The sequence below is a fragment of the Streptomyces sp. CRN 30 genome, from assembly GCF_034105845.1.
The window spans coordinates 26,453-51,078 of the sequence record NZ_JAVRHI010000006.1; the positions used below are offsets into that span (position 1 = coordinate 26,453).

Below are 24,626 nucleotides of genomic sequence, written 5' to 3' on the forward strand. Positions count from 1 at the left end.
TAACGGTAACCCACTACCGGGGACAGAGTCTGTTACCCGCGAGTAAGAAAAGTCAACTCCCCGCCCCGGTCGGCAGCCCGTTCGATCACCTGCGGGCGGTGAGTGCTAGTTTGCGCAGGCGTCACCGAACCGGCACAGGTGGGGAGAGCACATGGAGACCAGGCAGCGGACCGATCAGCAGCGGTCCGCCGACCGGCGACGGAAAGAGCTGCTGGAGGCCGCCGACCGGGTGGTGCTGCGCGACGGGCCGCACGCCTCGATGAACGCCATCGCAGCCGAGGCGGGCATCACCAAGCCGATCCTCTACCGGCACTTCGGCGACAAGGGCGGTCTCTACGCCGCGCTGGCCCAGCGCCACACGGACGCCCTCCTCGACTCGCTGCGCGCGGCCCTGGACGCCCCGGCGGAGCGGCGGGAGCGCGTCGAGGCCACCCTGGACACCTACCTGGCGGCCATCGAGGCCCGTCCGCAGGTGTACCGGTTCCTGATGCATCCGGCGGACAGCTCCCAGGGCGAGACCGGCTTCGACGTCGGCAAGCACTCGGCGCCGCTGCTGCGCCGGATGGGCGAGGAACTGGCCCGGGTCATCGAGGAGCGCCTCGACCTCGGACCGGGCAGCCAGCAGCTGGCCCGGGTGTGGGGGCACGGGATCGTCGGCATGATGCACGCCGCCGGCGACTGGTGGCTCGGCGAGCGCCCCTGCTCGCGCAAGGAGTTGGTCAGCAGCCTGGCCGACCTCCTGTGGGGCCGGCTGGCGGCGGCGGGCGACCGGGTGGGCGGCCCCGGCTTCTGAACTACGGGGCCGGGTCCGGCCGGCCCCACGGTGCCCTGGCGGCCTGCCGCTCCACCCGGTGCCGCCGCCACCCCGTGAGGTGATCGACGTACAGACGGCCCTCCAGGTGGTCGTGCTCGTGCTGGAGGCAGCGCGCGAAGAAACCCGTCCCGTGCACGGTGACGGGCTCCCCCGTCGCCGTGAACCCCTCGACGACGGCGTGGTCGTGGCGCTCGGTCCCGGCCTCCAGGCCCGGCAGGGAGAGACAGCCCTCGGGCCCGCGCACCACCACCCCGTCGGTCTCGACCAGCCGCGGGTTGACCACGTGGCCGAGGTGGCGCACGTCCTCGTCGTCCGGGCAGTCGTACACGAAGACCCTGAGCGGCTCCCCGATCTGGTTGGCGGCCAGGCCCACGCCGCGGGCGGCGTACATGGTGGCGAACAAGTCCTCCACGAGGGCCGAGAGTTCGGGGCCGAAGTCGGTGACCTCCCGGCACCGCTCGCGCAGTACCGTGTCTCCGAGCAGGGTCAGGGGCCGGACGCGCCCGCGGGCGCCCGGGATCGGGCCGTGTCGCATGGCCGCAAGGGTACGGGCCCGTCCGGCACCGCCCGCGCGCCCCGTGAGGCACCGCCCGCGCGCCCCGCTCGGCGCACCCGCCGCGTCCCGCTCGCCGCGCAGCCGCGGGCCGCGATTCGGGAGTGGGATTGGATCTCGATAGGCTGAGGTCCACACCACGTGGCCGTCAGGCTCCCCAGCTTCAGGCGCGGCGCGTACGCAAGGAGGATCGAGAACTGATGGCAGGCAACTCGGACCCGCTCACGCCGCGGGCCAAGCTGGCCGTGACCGCCGGCAAGGCGGTCGCGGCGGCATCCCGTGCCGCGGGACGCGGCAGCGGTTCGGTGATCGGCGGCAAGGTCGCACTGCGGCTCGACCCCGACCTCCTCGCCCGGCTCGCCCAGCACCTGGACGTGACACTGGTCTCGGCGACCAACGGCAAGACCACCACCACCCGGCTCATCGCCGAGGCGCTCAAGGCCGCCGGTCCGGTCGTGTCCAACGCGCTCGGCGCGAACATGCCGGCCGGCATCACCTCGGCGCTGGCGAGCGGTTCGGACGCCCGGTTCGGCGTCATCGAGGTCGACGAGAAGTACCTCGTCGGCGTCGCCCAGGCCACCGAGCCGAAGTGCATCGCCCTGCTCAACCTCTCCCGCGACCAGCTCGACCGCGCCGCCGAGACCCGCATGCTCGCGGAGAACTGGCGCGAGGGCCTGGCCGGCACCAAGTCCGTCGTCGTCGCCAACGCCGACGACCCGCTGGTGGTCTGGGCCGCCTCCTCCTCGCCCAACGTGATCTGGGTCGCGGCCGGGCAGATGTGGAAGGACGACGCCTGGTCCTGCCCGTCCTGCGGCGGCGTGATGCAGCGCCCCGGTGACGACTGGTTCTGCGGCGAGTGCGGCTTCCGCCGGCCCACCCCGAGCTGGGCGCTCTCCGGCGACCACGTCCTCGACCCGCACGGTTCGGCCTGGCCGATCCACCTCCAGCTCCCCGGCCGCGCCAACAAGGCCAACGCCGCCTCCTCGGCGGCCGTCGCGGCCGTCTTCGGGGTCCCCCCGCAGGTCGCCCTGGAGCGGATGTACCAGGTCCAGGCGGTCGCCGGACGCTACGACGTGGTCCAGTTCCAGGGCCGCGACCTCCGGCTGCTGCTGGCCAAGAACCCGGCCGGCTGGCTGGAGACCTTCTCCCTGATCGACCCGCCGCCGACCCCGGTGATCCTCTCGGTGAACGCGCGCGGCGCCGACGGCACCGACACCTCCTGGCTGTGGGACGTCGACTACACGCGGCTGACCGGCCACCCGATCTGCGTGCTCGGCGACCGCAAGCTGGACCTCGCGGTCCGCCTGGAGGTCGCGAACCAGCAGTTCCAGGTCTGCGACAGCCTCGACCAGGCGGTGCAGCAGTGCCCGCCCGGCCGGATCGAGGTCATCGCCAACTACACCGCGTTCCAGGACCTGCGCCGCCGCGTCGGCAACTGACCACGACACCTGTAGGGAAGTGAAGTGAGCGACAACCAACTGCGGGTCGTCTGGATCTACCCGGACCTGCTCAGCACCTACGGCGACCAGGGCAACGCCCTCGTCGTGGAGCGCCGTGCGCGCCAGCGCGGCCTGGACGTGGCCCGCGTCGACGTGCGCAGCGACCAGCCGATCCCGACCTCGGGCGACATCTACCTGATCGGCGGCGGCGAGGACCGGCCGCAGCGGCTCGCGGCGGAGCGGCTGCGCCGCGACGGCGGCCTGCACCGCGCGGTGGGCAACGGCGCGATCGTCTTCTCCGTCTGCGCCGGCTACCAGATCCTCGGCCACGAGTTCGTCAACGACCTCGGCCAGCGCGAGCCCGGCCTCGGCCTGCTCGACGTGGTCTCGGTGCGCGGCGAGGGCGAGCGGTGCGTCGGCGACGTCCTCGGCGACGTCGACGAGCGCCTCGGCCTGCCCCCGCTGACCGGCTTCGAGAACCACCAGGGCGTCACCCACCTCGGGCCCACCGCCCGCCCGTTCGCCCGGGTCCGCTTCGGCAACGGCAACGGCACGGGCGACGGCACGGAGGGCGCGTACAACGACACCGTCTTCGGTACGTACATGCACGGGCCCGTGCTGGCCCGCAACCCGCTCATCGCGGACCTGCTGCTGAAGCTGGCCCTCGACGTGAACGCGCTGCCGCCGACGGACGACCGGTGGTACGACGCCCTGCGTAACGAGCGCATCGCCGCCGCGCAACAACCCGCGTGACACAGGGCCCCGGCCCGGCCTCCGACGACCCGTCTGATGCGGCATCCGCACAGGTGAGCGGGTACGTCCAGCAGGCGGACGCCCGGTACGGGCCGGGCCGGGGATGCCGCTAGGGTGACGTGGTCCGAGCCGGACAGCGCGGTCCGGTCTTTCGGCCCCTAGCGAGAAGGTATTCGGGCTATGCGCATTGGTGTCCTCACGTCCGGCGGCGACTGTCCCGGCCTGAACGCCGTCATCCGGTCCGTCGTGCACCGTGCCGTCGTCGACCACGGCGACGAGGTCATCGGTTTCCGGGACGGCTGGAAGGGCCTCCTGGAGTGCGACTACCTCAAGCTCGACCTGGACGCGGTCGGCGGCATCCTGGCCCGCGGCGGCACCATTCTCGGCTCCTCCCGGGTCCGTCCCGAGCACCTGCGCGACGGCGTGGAGCGGGCCCTCGGGCACGTCCGGGAGCTGGGTCTCGACGCGATCATCCCGATCGGCGGCGAGGGCACGCTGAAGGCGGCCCGGCTGCTCTCCGACGGCGGTCTGCCGATCGTGGGCGTGCCGAAGACCATCGACAACGACATAGCGGTCACGGACGTCACCTTCGGCTTCGACACGGCCGTGACGGTCGCGACCGAGGCCCTGGACCGGCTGAAGACCACCGCCGAGTCCCACCAGCGGGTGCTGATCGTCGAGGTCATGGGCCGGCACACCGGCTGGATCGCGCTGCACTCCGGCATGGCGGCCGGCGCGCACGCCGTCGTCGTGCCGGAACGTCCCTTCGACATCGAGGAGCTGACCGCCAAGGTCGGCGAGCGGTTCGCGGCGGGCAAGCGGTTCGCCATCGTCGTGGCCGCGGAGGGCGCCAAGCCGCGGCCCGGCACGATGCGGTTCGACGAGGGCGTCAAGGACGTCTACGGCCACGAGCGGTTCGCCGGTGTCGCCCGGCAGCTCTCCGTCGAGCTGGAGCAGCGGCTCGGCAAGGAGGCGCGGCCGGTCATCCTCGGGCACGTGCAGCGCGGCGGGACGCCCACGGCGTACGACCGGGTGCTGGCGACGCGGTTCGGATGGCATGCGGTGGAGGCCGCTCACCGCGGCGACTTCGGGAAGATGACCGCGTTGCGCGGTACGGAGATCGTGATGGTGCCGCTCGCGGAGGCGGTGGAGTCGTTGAAGACGGTGCCTGAGGACCGGTTCGCGGAAGCGGAGTGTGTTCTCTAGGCGGTGTGCCGGGTGCGGGCACGTTGTGGCCGATCGCGCCGGTCCCCGCGCCCCTGTGGGGCGCGTTGTCCTGCCCCCCGGTCGCGGAAGTGACCGGGGGCGGTTCTAGTCTGGTGCGGACAGACAGCATTCAATCCGTACGAAACTGGAGCCGGGATGGATCACAGCGGGCACGGCATGATGACGGATCTGCCGCCGTTCACGCTGGGGCGGGGGCTCGGATGGTCGGCGGACCCGTTCTTCCTGGTCGCCTGTGTGCTGGGGCTCGCGCTCTACGGCTGGGGGGTCGTCCGGCTGCACCGGCGCGGTGACGCCTGGCCCGTCGGGCGGACCGTGGCCTACGTCGTCGGTGTGCTCAGCATCGCGCTGATGATGTGCACCAAGCTGAACGACTACGGCATGGTCATGTTCAGCGTGCACATGGTGCAGCACATGGTCATCAGCATGGTCTCGCCGATCCTGATCCTGCTCGGCGCCCCGGTCACCCTCGCGCTGCGGGCGCTGCCGCCGGCCGCCGTACGGGGCCGCAAGGGGCCGCGCGAACTGCTGCTGATGCTGCTGCACAGCCGCTACATGCGAGTGATCACCCACCCCGTGTTCACGATCCCGATGTTCATCGCGAGCCTCTACGCGCTGTACTTCACCCCGCTGTTCGACTTCCTGATGGGCTCCAGGGTCGGCCACATCGCGATGATGATCCACTTCCTCGCCGTCGGTGTGGTCTTCTTCTGGCCGATCATGGGCGTCGACCCGGGTCCGCACCGGCCCGGCTATCTGATGCGGATGCTGGAGCTGTTCGCGGGCATGCCGTTCCACGCCTTCTTCGGCATCGCGCTGATGATGGCCTCCTCCCCCATGGTCTCGACGTTCGAGAATCCACCCGCCTCGCTCGGTATCGACGCGCTCTCCGACCAGAACGCGGCGGGCGGCATCGCCTGGGCCTTCAGCGAGGTGCCGTCCGTCCTGGTGCTGCTCGCCCTGCTCTTCCAGTGGTACGCCTCCGACCAGCGCCAGGCCCGGCGGAAGGACCGGGCCGCCGACCGGGACGGCGACAAGGAGCTGGAGGCGTACAACGCCTATCTGGCCTCCCTGAACACGCACGGCGGCTGACGTCCCGCCGTTTTCCCGAACGGAATTCCCCTTGGCTGAAAGGCTTTTCCTTTCAGTAACATGATGAGGGACTTCATCGGGGGAGCGGTCATGGCAGTGCACGTCCTCTTGCAGAGGGCCGGGAAAACAGCGGCCCACCGGATTGCCTTTCTACTGGTCGGAGTTCTGATCCTCGGCGGCTGCACCTCCGGCCCGCCCGCCCTCCTGGTGAGGGCCGTCGCCGCCGGCGCGCCCTCGCTCGCACCTTTCTTCGAAGAGGACAGCGGGCTCGGCGAGGACGCGGACATCGCCTCGGAGCCGCCGCACAGCGGTCTTCAGCAGGGGAACACGCCCGGTCTCTACGGCGGCAGCCGGAAACCGTCCGTCTGCGACGTGGACCGGCTCAAGGATTTCCTCACCGACCCCAAGAACAAACAAAAGGCCCGGGAATGGGCCCGGGTCATCGGAATCGACCGGGCCACCACGGACCGGATCGAGGAATACCTCGACGCCCTCACGCCCGTCCTGCTGCGGCACGACACACTGGTGGTCAACCACGACTACAAGAAGGGCCGGGCCGCGCCCTTCGAAGCACTGCTCCAGGCGGGTATCGCGGTGCTCGTGGACATCGAGGGAATGCCCGTCGTCAAGTGCTCCTGCGGAAATCCGCTGACCGCCTTCGACAAGGACGCCGACGACATCACGGTCGAGTTCGAGGACGGCAACGCGAAATGGGACGGCTACGACGAGTCCGCCGCGGTCGCCGTCGAACCGGCGCCGCGGCCGATCGACGACCTGAAGCTCATCGACGTCGACAATCCGAGCCAGGGGCTGAGCCGGCCGGTCGGCAGTACCGGCGGGAGCGACACGTCGTTCGACGCGACCGCGGCGCACGAGGTGCCGGACGTGACCGGTATGGCGTTCGACGCGGCCGGGCAGGAGCTGGCCCGCCTCGGACTCGCGGTGGTCGTCACCGGTGACGGGCTGCCGCCCGGGGACGCGCGGGTGACCGGGACCGATCCCCAGCCGGGGACCGCGCTGGAGTTCGGCTCGGCGGTGACGCTGAGCGTGGACGAGGAGGAGGAAGGGACCGGGACCGGGAGCACCGGGGACGGTGGCGGAGGGGTGACGCCGGGAGCGCCCTCCGACGAGGCAACCACCGAAGGGCCGACGGACGGGACGACCACCGGCGCACCGCCGCCCGAGGAATCCACCGGCCAGGCACCCCCGCCCGAAGAGTCCACCAGCGCGGCGCCTCCCCCGGAGCAGTCCACCGGTGCCGCGCCGCCGCCCGAGCAGAGCACCACTCAGTCGTCCCCCGCCGAGCAGACCACCAGTGCCGCGCCTCCCCCGGAGCAGTCCGGCAGCGTGGTGCCGCCGTCGGACGGAGTCGTCGTCAGCGCCGCCGCGGCCGGGAGGTGACCGGATGACGCACTCCGGAGTCGGCCGGGTCATCGCCGGGCGCTATCTGCTGCTGAACCGGCTCGGCAGCGGCGGCATGGGCCATGTCTGGCTCGCCCACGACCAGCAGCTGGTCTGCGAGGTCGCCCTCAAGGAAATCGTCTTCCGGGACCACGACGAGTCCGACCGGCCCGCCCGGATCGCCCGCGCCCGCGCGGAGGCCCGGCACGCGGCCGGCCTGCGCGACCACCCGCACGTCGTCACCGTGCACGACGTGCTGGAGCACGAGGGCCTGCCGTGGATCGTCATGGAGTACGTGCCCGGCGCCACCGACCTGCGCACCCTCGTCGGCCGGCACGGCCCGCTGGCCCCCGCCGAGAGCGCTCGGATCGGGCTGGCCGTCCTCGACGCGCTGACCGCCGGGCACGAGCGCGGCGTCATGCACCGGGACGTCAAGCCCGCCAACATCCTGCTGGCCCCCGACCGCAACGGCACCCCGTACGCCCGCGTGCTGCTCGCGGACTACGGCATCTCCGTGCAGCCGGACGGCGACGAGACCCGGTACACGCTCACCTCCGCGCTGCTCGGCACCGCCGGGTACCTGGCGCCCGAGCGGGCGCAGGGCGGGCCGCCGACCGCCGCGGCCGACCTGTTCTCGCTGGGCTGCACGCTGTACCACGCCGTGGAGGGGTGCGGCCCCTTCGAGCGGGACAGCGACCTGGCGGCGCTCACGGCGGTGGTCCTGGAGGAGCCCCGGCCGACGCGGCGCGCGGGCGCGCTGGACGCCGTACTGGCGAGGATGCTCACCAAGGACCCGGTACGGCGGATCACCGCCGAGGGCGCCGAGGAGCGGCTGTCGGCGATCGTCACGCCCCGGTCGCCGGCCCGGCCCGCCGCCGACCCGGAGTCCCGGCCGCCCTGGGCGGACCTGTCGACCCGGACGGCGGATCCGCGGGGTCCTGCGGGGTTCGGACCGGCCCCCGGCGCCCCGTGGTACGGGGCCGCGGTCCCCGTGCCGCCGCCCGCGCCCGCCCCGTACCGGGGCGGACACCGCACCGGCGATCCCCTGCCGCCCGCCGCTCCCCCCGGGCGTCCCCGGCGGACGCGGACGGTGCTGCTGGTCCTGGCCGGTGTGCTGGCGCTGGCCCTCGCGGGCGGCGGGGCGCTCTGGCTGCGGGGGCTGCTGCCCGACACCGGCCACTACACGGGCGGCCCGTACGGCAAGGAGATCGGGCTGGCGTCGGCGCTGCACGAGGGGGACTGTGTCAACGCGGTGTGGCCGGGTACGCCGTTCACCGGGAAACCCGAGGTCAAGCTGGTGGAGTGCGTCAGCCAGGACACGGACGGCGAGGTGATGGCGCTGGTCGCGGTGGCCGGCGCGGAGGAGGCCGCCGAGCGGGGTCCCGGCCGGTGCGAGGAGCGCACGGCGGAGCTGCGGGACCGGCTCGCCGACGTGCGCAGCTACGCGGTGCTGCCGACGGCGGGCGGCTTCGAGGCGGCCGGGCGCCGCGTCGCCTGCCTGGTCCTCGGCGCGTCCCGGCCGGTGTACGGGCCGCTGGGCGAGCACCGTCCGCTGGGGATGCGGTTCACGGACACGGCGACCATGCAGAAGCGCGACTGTCTCGACTGGATCTCCGAGGAGAGCACCCGTCTGGTCTCCTGCGCGGGGCCGCACGAGGAGCAGGTGCTGGACTTCACCCTGCTGGACCCGGAGCTGACGTACGAGGCCGCGCGGACGAAGGCGCCGGAGGCCTGCCGGGACAAGGTCGATCCGATCGACTACGGGTTCGACCCGAGCGTCCACGAGTCCGGTTTCTGGATCAGCCGTAACGACTGGAAGACGTCGACGCATTTCGCGGTGTGCACCGTCCGGGCGCGGGACGGGGGCACCATGGAGGGAGACCAATCCTGAAGGAGGGTGTCGCGATGCCCGGTTCCACGGACGGTTCGACGAAGACGATGGGGGCGCTCACCATCGGTGGCCTGGTGGCGGTGACGGCCTACACGGTGGCGCTCGGCAGCAACGGCTGGCTGTGGTTCGGCTGGGTCGTGCTCGGACTGATCACGCTCGGGATGGTCGCCACCCGCAGCGCCTGACGGGTTCAGCCGCGCAGCGGCCGGGCGGCCGAGTGGACGCCCGGCTGGTACTTGGGCAGCCGCACGGTGATCCTCATGCCGGCGCCGGCCGCGGTCTCGATGACGAGGCCGTGGTCGTCGCCGTAGACCTGGCGGAGCCGGTCGTCGACGTTGGACAGGCCGATGCCGCCGGAGGGGACGACCTCGCGGGCGAGGATGGAGCGCAGCAGGTCGGGGTCCATGCCGGCGCCGTCGTCCTCTATGACGACGAGGGCCTCGGCGCCCGCGTCCTGGGCGGTGATCTGGATGCGGCAGGTGCCGGACTTGCCCTCCAGGCCGTGTTTGACGGCGTTCTCCACCAGCGGCTGGAGGCAGAGGAACGGCAGGGCCACCGGCAGCACCTCCGGGGCGATCTGGAGGGTCACGGCGAGCCGGTCGCCGAAGCGTGCCCGGACCAGCGCCAGATAGTGGTCGATGGCGTGCAGTTCGTCGGCGAGGGTGGTGAAGTCGCCGTGCCGGCGGAACGAGTAGCGGGTGAAGTCGGCGAACTCCAGGAGCAGTTCGCGGGCGCGTTCGGGGTCGGTGCGGACGAACGAGGCGATCACGGCGAGCGAGTTGAAGATGAAGTGCGGGGAGATCTGCGCCCGCAGCGCCCTGATCTCGGCCTCGATGAGCCGGGTGCGGGAGCGGTCGAGGTCGGCGAGTTCGAGCTGGACGGAGACCCAGCGGGCGACCTCGCCCGCGGCCCGGACGAGGACGGCGGACTCGCGGGGCGCGCAGGCCACGAGGGTGCCGTGCACCCGGTCGTCGACGGTGAGCGGGGTGACGACGGCCCAGCGCACGGCGCAGTCCGGGGTGGCGCAGGTCAGCTCGAACGCCTCGCCGCGGCCGGTCACCAGCGCTCCGGCGAGCCGTTCCATGATCTCGGTGCGGTGGTGGGCGCCCGCGCCGTCCCAGACCAGGACCCGCTGGGTGTCGGTGAGGCAGAGCGCGTCGGTGCCGAGCAGCGAGCGCAGGGTGCGGGCGGACTTGCGGGCGGTCTCCTCCGTCAGGCCCGCCCGCAGCGGGGGCGCGGCGAGGGAGGCGGTGTGCAGGGTCTGGAAGGTGGCGTGTTCGACGGGGGTGCCGAGGCCGCCCAGGCTCTCGGGGCGGGCCGTGCGCCGGCCCAGCCAGAACCCGGCCGCGAGCAGCGGCAGTACGGCCACGCACAGGCCGGCCAGGAATCCGCTCACGCCGTCGTCCTGCCTTTCTGGGTACGCAGTTCCTCGGGGAGGTGGAAGCGGGCGAGGATCGCCGCCGCCTGTGCCGGGACCCGGCCCGCGGTGGCCAGGGAGACCAGGACCATGGTGAGGAAGGCCAGCGGCACCGACCAGAGCGCGGGCCAGGCGAGCAGCGCGTGCAGGGCGCCGTCGCCGGGGTAGCCGGCCATGGTCGCCGCGACGGCGAGGAGCGCGGAGCCGCCGCCCACCAGCATCCCGGCGGCGGCGCCGGGCGGGGTGAGCCGCCGCCACCAGATGCCGAGGACGAGCAGCGGGCAGAAGGAGGAGGCGGAGACGGCGAAGGCCAGTCCGACGGCGTCGGCGACGGGCAGGCCGCCCACCAGGAAGCTGGCCGCGAGGGGGACGGCCATGGCGAGCACCGTGCCGAGCCGGAAGTGCCGTACGCCGCGCGCGGGCAGCACGTCCTGGGTGAGGACGCCGGCGACGGCCATGGTCAGTCCGGACGCGGTGGAGAGGAACGCCGCGAAGGCGCCGCCCGCGACGAGGGCGCCGAGCAGGTCGCCGCCGACTCCCCCGATCACGCGGTCGGGCAGCAGCAGGACTGCGGCGTCCGCGTCGCCGGTGAGGGTCAGCTCGGGGGCGTAGAGGCGGCCGAGTGCGCCGTAGACGGGCGGCAGCAGGTAGAAGGCGCCGATCAGGCCGAGGACGGCGACGGTGGTGCGGCGGGCGGCGACGCCGTGCGGGCTGGTGTAGAAGCGGACGACGACGTGCGGCAGGCCCATGGTGCCGAGGAACGTGGCGAGGATCAGTCCGTACGTGGCGTACAGCGGGCGTTCGGTGCGGCTCTCGGCGCGGGACGGGGACAGGGCGTCGTCGGCGGCGCGGCCGGCGGCGGCGGGGACGGGGGTGCCGGGGGCGAAGGTGAGGCGGGTGCCGGCGTCGACGCGGTGGGTGCCGGCGGGGAGCCGGAGGCGGGTGTCCTGGTGGCGGTGGCCGTCGACGGTGCCGCGCACGGTGACGGTCAGTGGCGCGTCGAGTTCCAGGGTGAGGGTGTCCTGGACGCGGACGGCGCGCTGTTCGCGGAAGGCGGCGGGTTCGTCGAAGGCGCGGTCGGGGGCGCCGTCGGCCTGCCAGGCGAGGAGCAGGAAGAGGACGGGGACCAGCAGGGCGGTGAGTTTGAGCCAGTACTGGAACGCCTGGACGAAGGTGATGGAGCGCATGCCTCCGGCGGCGACGGTGGCGGTGACGACGACGGCGACGATGACGCCGCCGAGCCAGTCGGGCGCGTCGGTGAGGACGGTCAGCGTCAGTCCGGCGCCCTGGAGCTGGGGCAGCAGGTAGAGCCAGCCGACGCCGACGACGAAGGCGCCCGCGAGGCGCCGTACCGCCTGGGAGGCGAGCCGGGCCTCGGCGAAGTCGGGCAGCGTGTAGGCGCCGGAGCGGCGCAGCGGGGCGGCGACGAAGAGCAGCAGGACCAGGTAGCCGGCGGTGTAGCCGACCGGGTACCAGAGCATGTCGGGGCCCTGGACGAGGACGAGGCCCGCGATGCCGAGGAAGGAGGCGGCGGAGAGGTACTCGCCGCTGATGGCGGCGGCGTTGAGGCGGGGGCCGACGGTGCGGGAGGCGACGTAGAAGTCGCTGGTGGTGCGGGAGATGCGCAGCCCGAAGGCGCCGACCAGGACGGTGGCGACGACGACGAGGGCGACGGCGGGGACGGCGTAACCGGAGTTCACGGGCGTTCGGCATCCTGGTGGTCCGGGGCCGGGCGGTTCAGGTCCTGACGGTCCGGGTCCTGACGGTCTTCGACCAGGCGGACGAAGTCGTGTTCGTTGCGTTCGGCGCGGACCGTGTACCAGCGGGCGAGCAGGACCAGCGGGGCGTAGAGCGCGAAGCCGAGGACGCCCCACTCCAGGCGGCGGGCGCCGGGCATCGCGGCGAACAGCAGCGGCAGCGGGCCGACGAGGAGGACCAGGACGGCGCAGACGGTGAGGCCGGTGCGCAGCTGTATGCGCATGAGGGAGCGGACGTAGGTGTGGCCGAGGGTGGTCTGCTCGTCGATCTCGGTGCGCGGGCGGTAGTACGAGAGGGTGCGTCCGGTGCGGCGGGGCGGGCCGGTGACGGTGACGCGGCGCTCGGCGGGGTCCTGGGGCACCGTCAGGCTCTCCTCATCAGCAGGTCCCGCAGTTCGCGCGCGTGGCGGCGGGAGACCTGGAGTTCCTCGCCGCCGACGAGGACGCTGACCGTGCCGGCGTCGAGGCGCAGTTCGCTGATGTGGCGCAGGGCGACCAGGTGGCGGCGGTGGATGCGGACGAATCCGCGGGAGCCCCAGCGGTCCTCCAGGGTGGACAGCGGAATGCGGACGAGGTGGCTGCCGCGGTCGGTGTGCAGCCGGGCGTAGTCGCCTCGGGCCTCGACGTGGGTGATGTCGTCGACGGGCACGAAGCGGGTGACGCCGCCGAGTTCGACCGGGATGTGGTCGGGGTCGGGTTCGTGCACCGTGATCCGCGGCAGGGTCTCCCGGAGGTCGGCGGCGCGGCGGACGGCCTCGGCGAGGCGTTCCCGGCGGACCGGTTTGAGGACGTAGTCGACGGCTTCGAGGTCGAACGCCTGGACGGCGAAGTCCTCGTGGGCGGTGACGAAGACGACCAGCGGCGGCCGGGCGAAGCCGCTCAGCAGCCGGGCGAGGTCGAGTCCGTCGAGGCCGGGCATCTGGATGTCGAGGAAGACGACGTCGATGGCGTCCGGGCCGCCGGGACCCGACTCCAGGGCCCGGTTGATGCGGCGCAGGGCCTCGGTGGCGTCGCCGGCGCCTTCCGCGGTGTGGATCCGCGGGTCGGCGTTGAGCAGGTACACCAGCTCCTCCAGCGAGGGGCGTTCGTCGTCGACAGCCAGGGCACGCAGCATGGTCGTGGAGTCTAGGGGCGATCCGAACGCGTGAACACGGCCCCGGCGTGGACGTATCCGCTGGATACAGTGCCCGCATGAACAGCAGGCCGACCTCCTTCGACGAGCTGGACCGGAAGATCGTCACCGCGCTGATGGCCAACGCCCGTTCGTCGTTCGCCGAGATCGGCGCGGGCATCGGGCTCTCCGCGACGGCGGTCAAGCGGCGGGTGGACCGGCTGCGGGAGACCGGGGTGATCACCGGATTCACGGCCACGGTGAAGCCGTCTGCGCTGGGCTGGCGGACCGAGGCGTACGTCGAGGTGTACTGCGAGGGGGCGGCGCCGCCGCGGCGCCTTGCGGAGGTGGTGCGCAACCACCCGGAGATCACGGCGGCCATGACGGTGACCGGGGGCGCGGACGCGCTGCTGCACGTGCGGGCGCGGGACGTGGAGCACTTCGAGGAGGTGCTGGAGCGCATCCGGGTGGAGCCGTTCATCCGCAAGACGATCAGCGTGATGGTGCTGTCCCATCTGATTCCCGACAGTCCGGAGGCGGGGGCCAGCCATCCGGTTCCCCGCCCGGCCGCCGAGGACGCAGCGGAACTGCGCTGATCGCCTGAACTACGCATGATTGCTGCGCCGACACGCAGCCTTCCGTGCTTGTCGGGCGTTCCCGTCCGTTCTTACCGTGGTGTCACACCCTGTGACCACTCGTGAGCGAAGCGGAGGAACCCCTCTGTGCCCGGATCCCGTGAGCCGCGCAGGCGGCGCTTCCTCGTCTGCGAACCCCGCCACTTCGCGGTGCGGTACGCCATCAACCCGTGGATGGAGACCGGCCGGCCGGTGGACGTGCTGCGCGCTCTCGACCAGTGGCAGGCCCTCGTCGACGCCTACCGCGCGCACGGCCACACCGTCGAGCGGGTGCCGCCGGTCGCGGGCCTGCCCGACATGGTCTTCGCCGCGAACGCGGCGGTCGTCGTCGGCGGCCGGGTCTTCGGCTCCCTCTTCCTGGCCCCCGAGCGGCGCGCCGAGTCCCTCCCCTACGAGGCGTGGTTCAAGGCTCAGGGGTACGAGGTGCAGCACCCGGAGTCGGTGTGCGAGGGAGAGGGCGACCTGGTCCCGGCGGGCCGGTGGATCCTGGCCGGCACGGGGTTCCGTACGACGGTCGCGGCCCACCGTGAGGTGCAGGAGTTCTTCGGTGTGCCGGTGATCGGTCTGACGCTGGTGGACCCGTTCTTCTACCACCTGGACACGGCGCTGTTCACGCTCGACGACGGGACCACCGAGAACATCGCGTACTACCCGGGGGCGTTCTCCCCGGGCAGCCGCGAGGTGCTCGCCCGGCTGTACCCGGACGCGGTGCTCGCGACCCGCGAGGACGCCCTGGCGTTCGGTCTGAACTCCGTCTCCGACGGCCGTCATGTGTTCATCTCGCCGCGGGCGACGGCCCTCGCCGGCCGGCTCGCCGCACGCGGTTACGTCCCCGTGCCCGTCGACCTGTCCGAGCTGCACAAGGCGGGCGGCGGCATCAAGTGCTGCACTCAGGAGATCCGCTGATGACCACCACCACGCGCACCGGTACCCGTGGCTCCGCCGAGCTGATCCGCGCGGAGGAACCGGTCCTCGCGCACAACTACCACCCGCTGCCCGTGGTCGTCAGCCGGGCCGAGGGCGTCTGGATGGAGGACGTCGAGGGCCGCCGCTACCTGGATCTGCTGGCCGGATACTCGGCGCTGAACTTCGGCCACCGCCATCCGGCGCTCGTCGAGGCCGCCCACCGGCAGCTGGACCGGCTGACGCTGACGTCGCGCGCCTTCCACAACGACCGGCTCGCCTCCTTCGCCGAGCGGCTCGCCGCGCTCACCGGCACGGAGATGGTGCTGCCGATGAACACCGGCGCCGAGGCGGTGGAGAGCGGCATCAAGGTGGCCCGCAAGTGGGCCTACGACGTGAAGGGCGTCCCCGCCGACGCCGCGACGATCGTCGTCGCCGCCGACAACTTCCACGGGCGTACGACGACGATCGTGAGCTTCTCCACGGACGAGACCGCGCGCGGCGGGTTCGGGCCGTTCACGCCGGGGTTCCGGATCGTGCCGTACAACGACCTGGCGGCGCTCCGGGCCGCCGTCGACGACACGACGGCGGCGGTGCTGATCGAGCCCGTCCAGGGCGAGGCGGGGGTGCTGATCCCGGACGACGGCTATCTCGCCGGGGTGCGGGAGATCACCCGGCGGGCGGGGTGCCTGTTCATCGCGGACGAGATCCAGTCGGGCCTCGGGCGTACGGGGCACACGCTGGCGGTCGAGCACGAGGGGGTCGTCCCGGACGTGGTGCTGCTCGGCAAGGCGCTGGGCGGGGGCATCGTGCCGGTGTCGGCGGTGGCGGGGCGGCGGGACGTCCTGGGGGTGCTGCGTCCCGGTGAGCACGGCTCCACGTTCGGGGGGAATCCGCTGGCGGCGGCGGTCGGGGAGGCGGTGGTGGAGCTGCTGGAGACCGGCGAGTACCAGCGCCGGGCGGCGGAGCTGGGCGTTCAGCTCAGGGAGGGGCTGGCGGGGCTGGTCGGGCGGGGGGTGGTCGGGTTCCGGGCGCGGGGGCTGTGGGCGGGCGTCGACGTCGATCCGTCCCTCGGGACGGGGCGGGAGATCAGTGAGCGGCTGATGGGGCGGGGGGTTCTCGTGAAGGACACGCATGGGTCCACCGTGCGGGTGGCGCCGCCGTTGACCATCACCTCGGGTGAACTGGGGGGTGCGCTGTCGGTGCTGGAGGAGGTGTTGCGGTAAGGGGTCGGTCCTCGGCCGCGGGCCGGTGGGGGCTGGTCGCACAGTTCCCCGCGCCCCTTGAAGGGGCGCGGGGAACTGCGCGACGGACCCGCGGCCGCCCCGCGAGGTCACGGCGTGGGGACGTCTCCGTCGAGGCCGACGACATGGGCCACGTTGGCCCGATCCTCCGCGTCCTGACTCGGCTCGGCCGAGAACCACGCGTCGAGGATCTCCCCCAGCACCGCCCCCGACGTCAGCCGCAACGACAACGCCAGCACGTTCGCGTCGTTCCACCGCCGCGCCCCGTCCGCCGTGTACGCGTCCACGCACAACGCGGCCCGCACCCCGGGCACCTTGTTCGCGGCGATCGAGGCCCCCGTCCCGGTCCAGCAGCACACGATCGCCTGATCGGCCGAACCGGCCACGACCTCACGTGCCGCCCGCTCCGAGCACGCCGCCCAGGCGGCGTCCGCGCCGGGGCTCAGCGCGCCGTACGCCAGTACCTCGTGGCCCCGCTCGCGCACTTCCTCGACGAGGAGACGGGCCACGGGTTCGTCCATGTCGGAGGAGACGGCGATCCGCATGCCGGGAGCCTACCCGCCGGTCGGCCGGTCACCGATCCATAGACGATCCATAGGACGATCCATAGGACTGAACTTTGGATTTTGTGGCAGGTTCAGCGGAGAAGTATGCGAACGCGCATAAGTTCCCTCTTCGGGTGCTTATGCACCCGGAAAGGAAGCCAGCCACGTCCTCCACCGACAACGGGCACGTGCCCGACACCGCAGCGATCAAGCGTCACAGGGCCCTCTTCCGTGCCGTCAGACGCAGGCGGAACCCCCGACTGCGCCGTTCGGACATCACGGTGACGGACGAGCGGGCGGTCAAGCGCGCGGTGAAGGCGGCCTCTCTCGGCAACGCCATGGAGTGGTTCGACTTCGGTATCTACGCCTATCTGGCCGGCACCATCGGACGGGTCTTCTTCCCGTCCGGCAGCGACACCGCGCAGCTGCTGTCGTCCTTCGCCACCTTCGCCGTCGCCTTCCTGGTGCGGCCGATCGGCGGGATGGTCTTCGGGCCGATGGGCGACAGGATCGGCCGCAAGAAGGTCCTCGCGCTGACGATGATCCTGATGGCGATCGGCACGTTCGCCATCGGCCTGCTCCCCACCTACGCCGCGGTCGGCTTCTGGTCGCCGCTGCTGTTGATCCTGTTCCGGCTGCTCCAGGGCTTCTCCACCGGCGGTGAGTACGGCGGTGCCTCCACGTTCATCGCGGAGTACGCCCCGGACAAGCGGCGCGGGTTCTTCGGCAGCTTCCTGGAGCTGGGCACGCTGGCCGGGTACACCGGCGCGGCGGGCCTGGTGACCGCGCTCACCGCGGGCCTCGGCTCGGACACGATGGACGCCTGGGGCTGGCGCATCCCGTTCCTGGTCGCCGGTCCGCTCGGCATCGTCGGTCTCTACCTGCGGATGCGGCTGGACGACACCCCCGCCTTCCTGAAGCTGGAGGAGGGCAACGTGCACGTCCCGGACGCGGCGGACTCCGTGGAGACCACCAAGCGGGGCGACCTGGCGAAGATCTTCCGGCAGCACTGGCGGGCGCTGGTGCTCTGCATCGCCCTGGTCGGCGCGTACAACATCACCGACTACATGCTGCTGTCGTACATGCCGACGTACCTCTCCGACGAGCTGCACTACTCCGAGACGCACGGTCTGCTGATCCTCGTGGTCACGATGGTGGTGCTGATGCTGATCATCAACCAGGTGGGCCGGCTCTCCGACCACTACGGCCGCAAGCCCGTCCTGATGACCGGCATGCTCGGCTTCCTCGTGCTGTCGGCGCCGTCGTTCCTCCTGGTGCGGCAGGGCAGTCTGGCCGCCGTCGCGGGCGGCATGCTGATGCTCGGCCTGTCGCTGGTCTGCCTGCTGGGCACGATGTCGGCGGCGCTGCCCGCGATGTTCCCGACCTCCGTGCGCTACGGCTCCCTCTCGGTCGGCTACAACCTGTCGACGTCCCTGTTCGGCGGCACCACCCCGCTGGTCATCACCGCGCTGATCGGCGCGACCGGCTCGGAGATGATGCCGGCGTACTACGCGATGGCGGCGGCCCTGGTCGGTGTCACCGCGGTGGCCTGCATGAAGGAGACCGCGCGGCAGCCGCTGGAGGGTTCTCCCCCGTCGGTGCAGAGCGAGGCCGAGGCGGCGGCCATGGTCGAGGAACAGGCCCCCGTGCCGAAATTCTGACGAAGCACGGAGCGGTACGGAGCGCTATCCGAGCGAGGCGCCGCCGTCAACGGCGCCTGTTCGGTCGCTCACCCTCCGCGATCCGGTCAATTGCCGTCCGTGCGAAACTGCGGGCGCTGATCCGTTCCTGCCGGTGGGCAGTCCTGAGGCGAGCCCGTCACGGACGCGGCTCTCCTCCGGAGAGAGACGGACCGTATGACCACGGAACAGACCACCTCCCTGCTGGTCGGCCTCGCCGTGATGGTGCTGCTGGCGCGTCTGCTGGGCGCGCTGGCCCGGCGGCTGGGCCAGCCCGCCGTGATCGGCGAGGTCCTCGCCGGTATCGCGCTGGGACCCACGCTGTTCGACGGGGCCGTCTCGGACGCCCTGTTCCCCGACACCACCCGCCCGCTGCTGAGCGCCCTGGCGGCGGTGGGTGTCGCCGTCTTCATGTTCATCGTGGGTCTGGACTGGGACGCGGCGCTGATCCGGGGCAGCGGCGCGATCGCCCCCGCCGTCTCCGTCAGCTCCATCGTGCTGCCGTTCGGCCTCGGCGCGGCGCTCGGCCTCTATCTGCTCAATGAGCACGGCACCGACAACGACACGGCGTTCCTGCTCTTCATGGGCATCTCCATGTCGATCACCGCGTTCCCGGTGCTGGCGAGGATTCTCACCGACCGGAACATGGTCCGTACGCCGCTGGGCGCGGTGTCGCTGGCCTGCGCCTCCATCGACGACGTACTGGCCTGGTCGCTGCTGGCCATGGTGGTCGCCGTCTGCGGTGCGGCCGGTCCCGAGCAGTGGCGCATGCTGCTCGCCGTCCCCTACCTGCTCGCGATGGTGTTCGTGCTGCGTCCGGCGCTGCGCCGGCTGGCCGCCCGCGGGGTCGGGCAGCGGCTCACCCCGTCCGTCTTCGCCTTCGTCCTCGTCGGCCTGCTGCTCTCCGCGGCCGCCACCGAGTGGCTGGGCCTGCACTACATCTTCGGCGCGTTCCTCTTCGGCGTCGTCCTGCCGCGGTCCGGCACGGAGCGGCTGCGCGGCGACGTGCACGAGCGGCTCGGCCAGCTGAGCGGAACCCTGCTGCTGCCGGTGTTCTTCCTGGTCGCCGGGTTGAAGGTCGATCTGTCCGGGGTCGGCGTGAGCGGACTGGGCGATCTGGCGCTGATCCTGCTGGTGGCGGTGGGCGGCAAGTTCGCCGGCGCGTACGCCGCCGCGCGGCTGAGCCGGATGCCGGTACGGCAGTCCGCGGCGCTGGCGACGCTGATGAACACCCGCGGCCTCACCGAGCTGATCGTCCTCAGCGTGGGGTTGCAGCTGGGCTTCATCCGTACGGAGCTGTACTCGCTCATGGTGGTGATGGCCGTGGTGACGACGGCAATGGCGGGTCCGCTGCTGACGTGGCTGCTGGGGAAGCCGACGGGGCGCGATCCGGAGTCCCCGGCGGCCGGTCCGGCCACCGCGGAGGCGAGCCGCCCCGGCACAGTCGGGTGAGATGCGGATCACACCGAGACCTGTCACGGAACAGGGTGCCGCCCCGGTCGGCAGTACGTACCCGTACCCCGGCGAGGGGATCGCACCATGAACGCGCGTCTCGACTACGCGCGTACAACCGCGTCAACTTCCTCGCGGCGCGCCCGCGGCTCTTCGGGATCGCCTACCGCGTCCGACGTACGCCTCGCGCCGTACCCGAGCGGACTGCGCCACGTTGATCAGGCCTTCGACTACCCCTGCCGCGGGGTCGCCGACGTGCTGGAGACGAGCGGGGCCAACGGCCGTCCGGCCGCCCTGGTCTCGTCCGGCGGGAAGACCGCGGCCCTGCTGACCGTCGACGCCTCGGCGGAGGGCATCGACCGCGTGCTGTGGGTGCTGAGCCCGGCGAAGCTCGCCCCCTTCGTGGCCGCGCTGGACGGCTGAGCCTCCCCTCTCGCGGATGCCGCGACTCCCTGAACTCGCATGTATTTCACTGGAGTTCGAGCGTCCGCGGCGTATCGTGGTCCTCCGTCCTCGCTGCCTCGTGGAAGGGGCCGGATGGTGGAAGTCGACCTCCTCGTGAGCAACAGGCTGAGTGCGGAGACCGCCGCCGACGTGGAGTCCGGGTTCCGGGCCCTGGGGCTCACCGCCACCGTCCGGGTCCTGCCGACGAGAAGGAGCGCCGAGCTGAGCTGGCTGGTGCTGGCCACCCTGCCGCTGGTCTCCTTCCTGAACGCGGTGGGGGCGAAGGCGGCGGAGGGTGCCGTGCAGTCGCTGCGGGACGTGGTGCGGCGGATGTTCACCGACAAGCGGGCGGGCACCGGTGCGTCCCGCGCGCTCGTCCTCCAGGACGTCGGGAGTTCCGCCCAGGTGATCCTCGATCCGGACCTCCCCGCCGAGGGCTATCGCGCGCTCTTCACCGGTGACCTTCCCTTCGCGTCGGGCGCCACCTTCCGGTTCGACCCGGTGCGGGGCGCGTGGGTCGCCGACTGACCCGCGCACCGGGTCAGTCGAACAGTCTGATCCGTACGGTCAGGGCGCCGGTGTTGTCGTCCGGGTTGCGGTCGTTGAGGCCGAGTGACAGTTCTCCCGACGTCGTCGCGCTGCCTTTCGCTCCGCCGCCCACGAGGAACGGTGCGCCCCGGTCGCCGATCCTCGCGAGCAGCGCGGCGAAGTTCGCCCGGTCAAGGACGGCCATCGCGTCGTCGCCGTGGCCCGCCTCGCCCTCCGGTCCGTTGCGGGCGCCGGGCACCGGGGAGATCTCGCCGGTCGCCTCGATCTCGTAGCGCTGTCCCGCCTTGAGCCGCACGCCCGACGCGGTCCAGGAGGAGCTGGCGTCCACCCGGACCGTGGCGGAACCGGCACCGTGCTCGTCGGCCGCCGAGGTGACCAGCGTGAACAGCACCGCCCCGAGGACGCAGACGGCGGACGCGCCGATGACGAGCGGGCGGCGGGACCGGCGGGTCCACCCCTCGCGCCCGCCGTCCCCCCGGACGGCGGGCGGCGGAGCGGTCGCGGCGGCCGCTCTCCGCGCGGCGGCCGGTGCCCTCACCGCCACCCGTGACGGCCCGTCACCGACGCCGGACACCCGTGACGGCTCGGCACGGGCCCCGACCGCCCCCGGCGGCTCGGGACGGGTGCCGGGCCGCCGGGGCGGACGCTTCGGCAGCACGTCGAAGATCCGGCCGTCGCTCTGCCGCAGATGGAGCACCGGCGTGCCCCATTCCAGGCTGTACGGGCGGGCCAGGCTGAGTTCGAGGCGGGCGTTGCGCACGGCGACGTCGATGGGCCGGCCGGAGGCCAGCCCCTCGTAGAAGGAGCTGGTGAACTCGATCGCCGCGTCGTCCGTGATCTCGAACTGCATCGCGAGCACGGCGGGCACGCCCCGCCGTACGAGCGTCGACGCCGAGCTGGAGAAGAGGTCCGTCGTGCTCGCCATCGCCGACTCGCAGGCGTTCAACGAGACCAGCCGGAGCGACGGATGAAGACTGACGACGCGGGCGAGCAGGCTCGCTCTGAGGCCGTACGTCGTGCCGTCCTCCCCCGGCAGGTAGATGACGCCCTCCTTGGCGACCTCGTCGAAGGCGCCGTGCGCGACCAGGTGCAGTACGTGCCACCGGCCGCTGTCGAGGGCGTGTACCAGGTCCCGCCAGGTCTCCCCCCGTACCCAGGTCAGTTCGACGAGACGGTCCCGTACCAGGTGGCTCAGCGCCCGCTGGAGCCGTGTCTTCTCCGCCTCCACGTCGAGTGCGTCGAACTGGGCGGGACGGGCGCTCATGCCGAGGATGCGCAGCGGCGGTGCCACCAGCAGCGGCCGCACCGTCTCGGGTATCTCCGCGTAGCGCACCAGCGGCATGCTCAGCGACAGGTAGTCGTCGCGCCGGGCGTCGTAGAGGAACTCCCACGGCAGCGCGGCGAACTCGGGGGACCTGAACCGCAGGACGAGGCGGAGCGGACGGTTCTGCTGCGCCGCCTGCTGCCGCGTCGTGTCGAACAGGTACCGCACCTCGTCGATGAACAACTTGTCGAACAGTGCCTTCCCCAACTGCTGGACGGCCGCCTCGTCGTTGCTCGGCACCCGGCGCCTCGGCACGGCCGAGGAGAGCAGCGCGATGCGCAGACGTTGCAGTCGCTGGCCGAGCAGCAGACCGTCCGGGGTGCGTCCGGCGTCGGCGACGCCCTCGCCGCCGATACTGGACCGGGCTGTGATGTGGTACCTGGTCTCGCTCTCGCTCACCTCGACCTCGAATTCGAGGCCCCGCTCCCCCTCCGCCATCCGTCACTGCCCCTGTGACAGCCGTGCACCGCAGTGGGAGCAGAACACCGCGTCGGGTTCGTGCGGCCACCTGCACTGCGGGCACCGGACGGGTTCGTCGGGGAGGACCGTGTACGACGGCACCGGGTCCGGCAGGGTCGGCTCCCGTGTGTCGGGAGCGGGCCGACCCGCTTCGGGCTGCCCGGGGTGTCCGTGTCCCGGGAGGGCTCCCAGGTCGGCGGTGACGACGGGCGGCCGGTCCCCGGCGGGCGGCTCGGGCGGCGGTGTGCCCTCGCCCCGCCGCCGGCGCCGCAGCAACAGGGCGACCAGGACCGCCGCCGCCAGCAGCACCCCGGCGCCGATGCCCGCGATCAGGGTGATCGGCGTCCCCTCCTCCTCCGCGCGGGCCGCCGGCGCGGGTTTGGGCTGGTCCCCGAAGCGCTGCTTCAGCTCGGCGGCCTTGGCCCGCTTCACCACCGCCGACCTGTGCTCGGGCATGATCGCGACGACCTGGTCGAACTTGTCGATGGCGTCGCTGTAGTAGCCCTGGTAGAAGTCGGCGAGCCCCGCCCGGTACAGGGTGTCCAGGCGGCCCGGCCGGCTCTTCACTCCGTTGCGGGCCAGCATCTCGCCGACGATCGACGAGGGCACGATGTAGTTGGCGCTCTCGTTCCCCGACGACTGCGAACTCCCGAGGCCGACGACCTGGCCGTCGAGGTTGAATGCCGCTCCTCCGCTCATCCCCTCGCTCAGCGCGGCGCTGGTCTCGTAGAAGTCGTTGCCGGGTCCGTGCCGGCCGAGCGTGTCGATGGAGGACATCTTTCCGCTGCGGGCGGTCGGGGATATCTCCTCGGCCCCGGGTTCGGCGTCCCCGTAGGCGTAGCCGATGGAGATGACGTCCTGACCGACCTCTATGTCCCGCTGCGGCGCCAGTTCCGCCGCCGGGAGTTCGTCCTGCGCCACCTTCAGCAGGGCGACGTCACCCTCGCTGTACGGGGTCACGCTGATGACCCGGGCGGCCGCACCGGCCGCGGGCGCGTCGGTCCGCCACGTGACCCGGTCGCCCCCCACCTGCACATGCGCTTCGCGTTCGGGAGGGGAGCCGTTGGTGTTTCCCTCGACGGTCCAGCGCCGGTTGCCCGCGATCACGTCCGCCTGCAACTGCTGACCCTCGTAAGGGTCGAGTCCGTACTCGTCGACGAGTGCGCCGACGGCGTATTCGACGGCTTTCCCCCGGGCGCCGTCCTCCATGCTCTGGTCCAGGCAGTGCCCGGCCGTCGCCACGTATCCGGTCGGTTCCACGATCACCCCGCTGCAGCCCTCCGTCCAGGTGAACGGCCCGTCGAAGGCGAATCCCTCGATGTCGGTGAGCACATAGGCGAGGTAATCCACCTGGACGAAGACGGTCGCGGGCTGCACCAGTTCCTGGGCGCGGGCCTGTGGTGTCACCCGTGGAAGCGGGTCGTCGGCCTCCGGTGCGGCCCGGACACCGGGCGCCGCCGTCAGACCGGCGACCACGACGAGCGCGGCGGACGTGAGCGCGAGACGGGCCCGGGTGCGGGACCGGCCTCGGTGTGTACGCGAGAAGAACATCACTGGATTCCCCCATGTGTGCGAAAACGCGTGTGTACGGAAACGCGTGTGTGTGGAATTGAGAACCGCCGGCGACCGGAACGCGCGATGCCGTCCGGTGCGGTCCGGCCGCCGCGGCACAGCACGGCCCGGCCCATGGACCCGGCGCCCTTCTGGGCGGACTCTGAGCACAGGCTCTGTCCCCCGACCCGACCGCGGAAGGACCGGTTCTCATGAGTACGAGGAGCGTGGATCAGGCACCGGTTCTCAGCTTGTTACTTAACCTCTGGGCTCGAACAGGGCGTCGTACACCGTCACTCACCTGGGGATTCGCCGGACAGGCGGACGGCCTTCGCATGATCCTGCGTTCCGCCAAGGAATCAGAGTCATACGAAGGCCGCAGAGGTGAG

At 72.1% G+C, this 24,626-nt stretch carries 22 protein-coding genes and 1 pseudogene; 15 read left to right on the forward strand and 8 right to left on the reverse strand.

Annotated features, from left to right (window positions below; translation table 11 throughout):
* The first annotated feature begins 151 nt into the window (after window positions 1-151).
* Window positions 152-793 (forward strand): TetR family transcriptional regulator, encoded by a 642-nt coding sequence (locus UW392_RS00840; RefSeq protein ID WP_320772859.1) that lies wholly within the window; start codon window positions 152-154, stop codon window positions 791-793.
* Between the two features lies 1 nt (window position 794).
* On the opposite strand, the gene def is transcribed toward UW392_RS00840, so the two are convergent.
* Window positions 795-1,349, reverse strand: coding sequence for a peptide deformylase (def, locus tag UW392_RS00845; RefSeq protein WP_320772860.1), 555 nt, complete (start codon window positions 1,347-1,349; stop codon window positions 795-797).
* A 218-nt stretch (window positions 1,350-1,567) separates the two neighbouring features.
* On the opposite strand from def, the gene UW392_RS00850 reads away from it, so the two are divergent.
* The 7 genes from UW392_RS00850 (at window position 1,568) to UW392_RS00880 (ending at window position 9,352) form a co-directional block, all read left to right on the forward strand.
* Window positions 1,568-2,806: a Mur ligase family protein gene (locus UW392_RS00850; protein WP_320772861.1), complete on the forward strand. Its 1,239-nt coding sequence runs from the start codon at window positions 1,568-1,570 to the stop codon at window positions 2,804-2,806.
* Window positions 2,807-2,830: 24 nt separating this feature from the next.
* Complete coding sequence (locus tag UW392_RS00855) at window positions 2,831-3,559, forward strand: glutamine amidotransferase (protein ID WP_320772862.1); 729 nt, start codon at window positions 2,831-2,833, stop codon at window positions 3,557-3,559.
* 180 nt (window positions 3,560-3,739) lie between these two features.
* Window positions 3,740-4,765, forward strand: a complete 1,026-nt coding sequence (locus tag UW392_RS00860; RefSeq protein ID WP_320772863.1) for a 6-phosphofructokinase — start codon at window positions 3,740-3,742, stop codon at window positions 4,763-4,765.
* Window positions 4,766-4,921: 156 nt separating this feature from the next.
* Window positions 4,922-5,875, forward strand: a complete 954-nt coding sequence (locus UW392_RS00865) for a cytochrome c oxidase assembly protein (protein WP_320772864.1) — start codon at window positions 4,922-4,924, stop codon at window positions 5,873-5,875.
* A gap of 90 nt (window positions 5,876-5,965) precedes the next feature.
* On the forward strand, window positions 5,966-7,276 hold the full coding sequence (locus UW392_RS00870) for a DUF6777 domain-containing protein (protein ID WP_320772865.1): 1,311 nt from the start codon (window positions 5,966-5,968) through the stop codon (window positions 7,274-7,276).
* 4 nt (window positions 7,277-7,280) lie between these two features.
* Window positions 7,281-9,167 carry a serine/threonine-protein kinase gene (locus UW392_RS00875; RefSeq protein WP_320772866.1) on the forward strand — a complete coding sequence of 629 codons (1,887 nt, stop codon included), beginning with the start codon at window positions 7,281-7,283 and terminating at the stop codon, window positions 9,165-9,167.
* Between the two features lie 14 nt (window positions 9,168-9,181).
* Window positions 9,182-9,352 (forward strand): hypothetical protein, encoded by a 171-nt coding sequence (locus UW392_RS00880; RefSeq protein ID WP_320772867.1) that lies wholly within the window; start codon window positions 9,182-9,184, stop codon window positions 9,350-9,352.
* Between the two features lie 5 nt (window positions 9,353-9,357).
* On the opposite strand, the gene UW392_RS00885 is transcribed toward UW392_RS00880, so the two are convergent.
* From UW392_RS00885 to UW392_RS00900, 4 genes and pseudogenes are all read right to left on the reverse strand, one after another.
* A complete protein-coding gene (locus UW392_RS00885) occupies window positions 9,358-10,563 on the reverse strand; it encodes a sensor histidine kinase (protein ID WP_320772868.1) in 1,206 nt (401 codons plus the stop codon).
* Entirely contained in the window at window positions 10,560-12,284 is a 1,725-nt protein-coding gene (locus UW392_RS00890) for a cation acetate symporter (protein WP_320772869.1), read from the reverse strand. The genes UW392_RS00885 and UW392_RS00890 overlap by 4 nt, the downstream gene beginning before the upstream one ends.
* 62 nt (window positions 12,285-12,346) lie before the next feature.
* A pseudogene (locus tag UW392_RS00895) lies at window positions 12,347-12,703 on the reverse strand (hypothetical protein); the annotation flags it as partial.
* Window positions 12,704-12,705: 2 nt separating this feature from the next.
* The gene (locus tag UW392_RS00900) at window positions 12,706-13,455 is read right to left on the reverse strand and encodes a LytTR family DNA-binding domain-containing protein (RefSeq protein ID WP_320772870.1); all 750 of its coding nucleotides are present in this window, start codon (window positions 13,453-13,455) and stop codon (window positions 12,706-12,708) included.
* 77 nt (window positions 13,456-13,532) lie between these two features.
* Between UW392_RS00900 and UW392_RS00905 the strand changes: the two genes are divergently transcribed.
* The 3 genes from UW392_RS00905 (at window position 13,533) to rocD (ending at window position 16,216) form a co-directional block, all read left to right on the forward strand.
* The gene (locus tag UW392_RS00905; RefSeq protein ID WP_320772871.1) at window positions 13,533-14,048 is read left to right on the forward strand and encodes an Lrp/AsnC family transcriptional regulator; all 516 of its coding nucleotides are present in this window, start codon (window positions 13,533-13,535) and stop codon (window positions 14,046-14,048) included.
* Window positions 14,049-14,174: 126 nt separating this feature from the next.
* The gene (gene ddaH, locus UW392_RS00910; protein ID WP_320772872.1) at window positions 14,175-14,993 is read left to right on the forward strand and encodes a dimethylargininase; all 819 of its coding nucleotides are present in this window, start codon (window positions 14,175-14,177) and stop codon (window positions 14,991-14,993) included.
* Window positions 14,993-16,216, forward strand: coding sequence for an ornithine--oxo-acid transaminase (gene rocD / locus UW392_RS00915; protein WP_320772873.1), 1,224 nt, complete (start codon window positions 14,993-14,995; stop codon window positions 16,214-16,216). Before ddaH ends, rocD begins: the two co-directional genes overlap by 1 nt.
* A 107-nt stretch (window positions 16,217-16,323) precedes the next feature.
* On the opposite strand, the gene UW392_RS00920 is transcribed toward rocD, so the two are convergent.
* The gene (locus UW392_RS00920; protein WP_320772874.1) at window positions 16,324-16,779 is read right to left on the reverse strand and encodes an RpiB/LacA/LacB family sugar-phosphate isomerase; all 456 of its coding nucleotides are present in this window, start codon (window positions 16,777-16,779) and stop codon (window positions 16,324-16,326) included.
* A 140-nt stretch (window positions 16,780-16,919) separates the two neighbouring features.
* Between UW392_RS00920 and UW392_RS00925 the strand changes: the two genes are divergently transcribed.
* From UW392_RS00925 to UW392_RS00940, 4 genes are all read left to right on the forward strand, one after another.
* On the forward strand, window positions 16,920-18,440 hold the full coding sequence (locus UW392_RS00925) for an MFS transporter (protein ID WP_320772880.1): 1,521 nt from the start codon (window positions 16,920-16,922) through the stop codon (window positions 18,438-18,440).
* Window positions 18,441-18,635: 195 nt separating this feature from the next.
* Window positions 18,636-19,910 (forward strand): cation:proton antiporter, encoded by a 1,275-nt coding sequence (locus UW392_RS00930; RefSeq protein WP_320772875.1) that lies wholly within the window; start codon window positions 18,636-18,638, stop codon window positions 19,908-19,910.
* 255 nt (window positions 19,911-20,165) lie between these two features.
* Window positions 20,166-20,333: a hypothetical protein gene (locus UW392_RS00935; RefSeq protein WP_320772876.1), complete on the forward strand. Its 168-nt coding sequence runs from the start codon at window positions 20,166-20,168 to the stop codon at window positions 20,331-20,333.
* Between the two features lie 114 nt (window positions 20,334-20,447).
* Window positions 20,448-20,882, forward strand: coding sequence for a hypothetical protein (locus tag UW392_RS00940; RefSeq protein ID WP_320772877.1), 435 nt, complete (start codon window positions 20,448-20,450; stop codon window positions 20,880-20,882).
* A 13-nt stretch (window positions 20,883-20,895) separates the two neighbouring features.
* Here the strand turns inward: UW392_RS00940 and UW392_RS00945 are convergent, their stop codons facing one another.
* Together UW392_RS00945 and UW392_RS00950 are read right to left on the reverse strand one after the other, a co-directional pair.
* Entirely contained in the window at window positions 20,896-22,665 is a 1,770-nt protein-coding gene (locus UW392_RS00945; RefSeq protein ID WP_320772878.1) for a CHAT domain-containing protein, read from the reverse strand.
* Window positions 22,666-22,668: 3 nt separating this feature from the next.
* Entirely contained in the window at window positions 22,669-24,237 is a 1,569-nt protein-coding gene (locus UW392_RS00950) for a trypsin-like peptidase domain-containing protein (protein ID WP_320772879.1), read from the reverse strand.
* Window positions 24,238-24,626 lie beyond the last annotated feature (389 nt).

Excerpts from the sequence above, each read along its gene's own strand:
- UW392_RS00905 (WP_320772871.1), top strand. The coding sequence starts at position 13,533 with ATGAACAGCAGGCCGACCTCCTTCGACGAGCTGGACCGGAAGATCGTC.
- UW392_RS00875 (WP_320772866.1), top strand. The coding sequence starts at position 7,281 with ATGACGCACTCCGGAGTCGGCCGGGTCATCGCCGGGCGCTATCTGCTG.
- rocD (WP_320772873.1), top strand. The coding sequence starts at position 14,993 with ATGACCACCACCACGCGCACCGGTACCCGTGGCTCCGCCGAGCTGATC.
- def (WP_320772860.1), bottom strand. The coding sequence starts at position 1,349 with ATGCGACACGGCCCGATCCCGGGCGCCCGCGGGCGCGTCCGGCCCCTG.
- UW392_RS00925 (WP_320772880.1), top strand. The coding sequence starts at position 16,920 with ATGCACCCGGAAAGGAAGCCAGCCACGTCCTCCACCGACAACGGGCAC.
- UW392_RS00860 (WP_320772863.1), top strand. The coding sequence starts at position 3,740 with ATGCGCATTGGTGTCCTCACGTCCGGCGGCGACTGTCCCGGCCTGAAC.
- UW392_RS00870 (WP_320772865.1), top strand. The coding sequence starts at position 5,966 with ATGGCAGTGCACGTCCTCTTGCAGAGGGCCGGGAAAACAGCGGCCCAC.
- UW392_RS00900 (WP_320772870.1), bottom strand. The coding sequence starts at position 13,455 with ATGCTGCGTGCCCTGGCTGTCGACGACGAACGCCCCTCGCTGGAGGAG.
- UW392_RS00930 (WP_320772875.1), top strand. The coding sequence starts at position 18,636 with ATGACCACGGAACAGACCACCTCCCTGCTGGTCGGCCTCGCCGTGATG.
- UW392_RS00950 (WP_320772879.1), bottom strand. The coding sequence starts at position 24,237 with ATGTTCTTCTCGCGTACACACCGAGGCCGGTCCCGCACCCGGGCCCGT.
- UW392_RS00920 (WP_320772874.1), bottom strand. The coding sequence starts at position 16,779 with ATGCGGATCGCCGTCTCCTCCGACATGGACGAACCCGTGGCCCGTCTC.
- UW392_RS00945 (WP_320772878.1), bottom strand. The coding sequence starts at position 22,665 with ATGGCGGAGGGGGAGCGGGGCCTCGAATTCGAGGTCGAGGTGAGCGAG.
- UW392_RS00865 (WP_320772864.1), top strand. The coding sequence starts at position 4,922 with ATGGATCACAGCGGGCACGGCATGATGACGGATCTGCCGCCGTTCACG.
- UW392_RS00850 (WP_320772861.1), top strand. The coding sequence starts at position 1,568 with ATGGCAGGCAACTCGGACCCGCTCACGCCGCGGGCCAAGCTGGCCGTG.
- UW392_RS00880 (WP_320772867.1), top strand. The coding sequence starts at position 9,182 with ATGCCCGGTTCCACGGACGGTTCGACGAAGACGATGGGGGCGCTCACC.
- UW392_RS00840 (WP_320772859.1), top strand. The coding sequence starts at position 152 with ATGGAGACCAGGCAGCGGACCGATCAGCAGCGGTCCGCCGACCGGCGA.
- UW392_RS00940 (WP_320772877.1), top strand. The coding sequence starts at position 20,448 with ATGGTGGAAGTCGACCTCCTCGTGAGCAACAGGCTGAGTGCGGAGACC.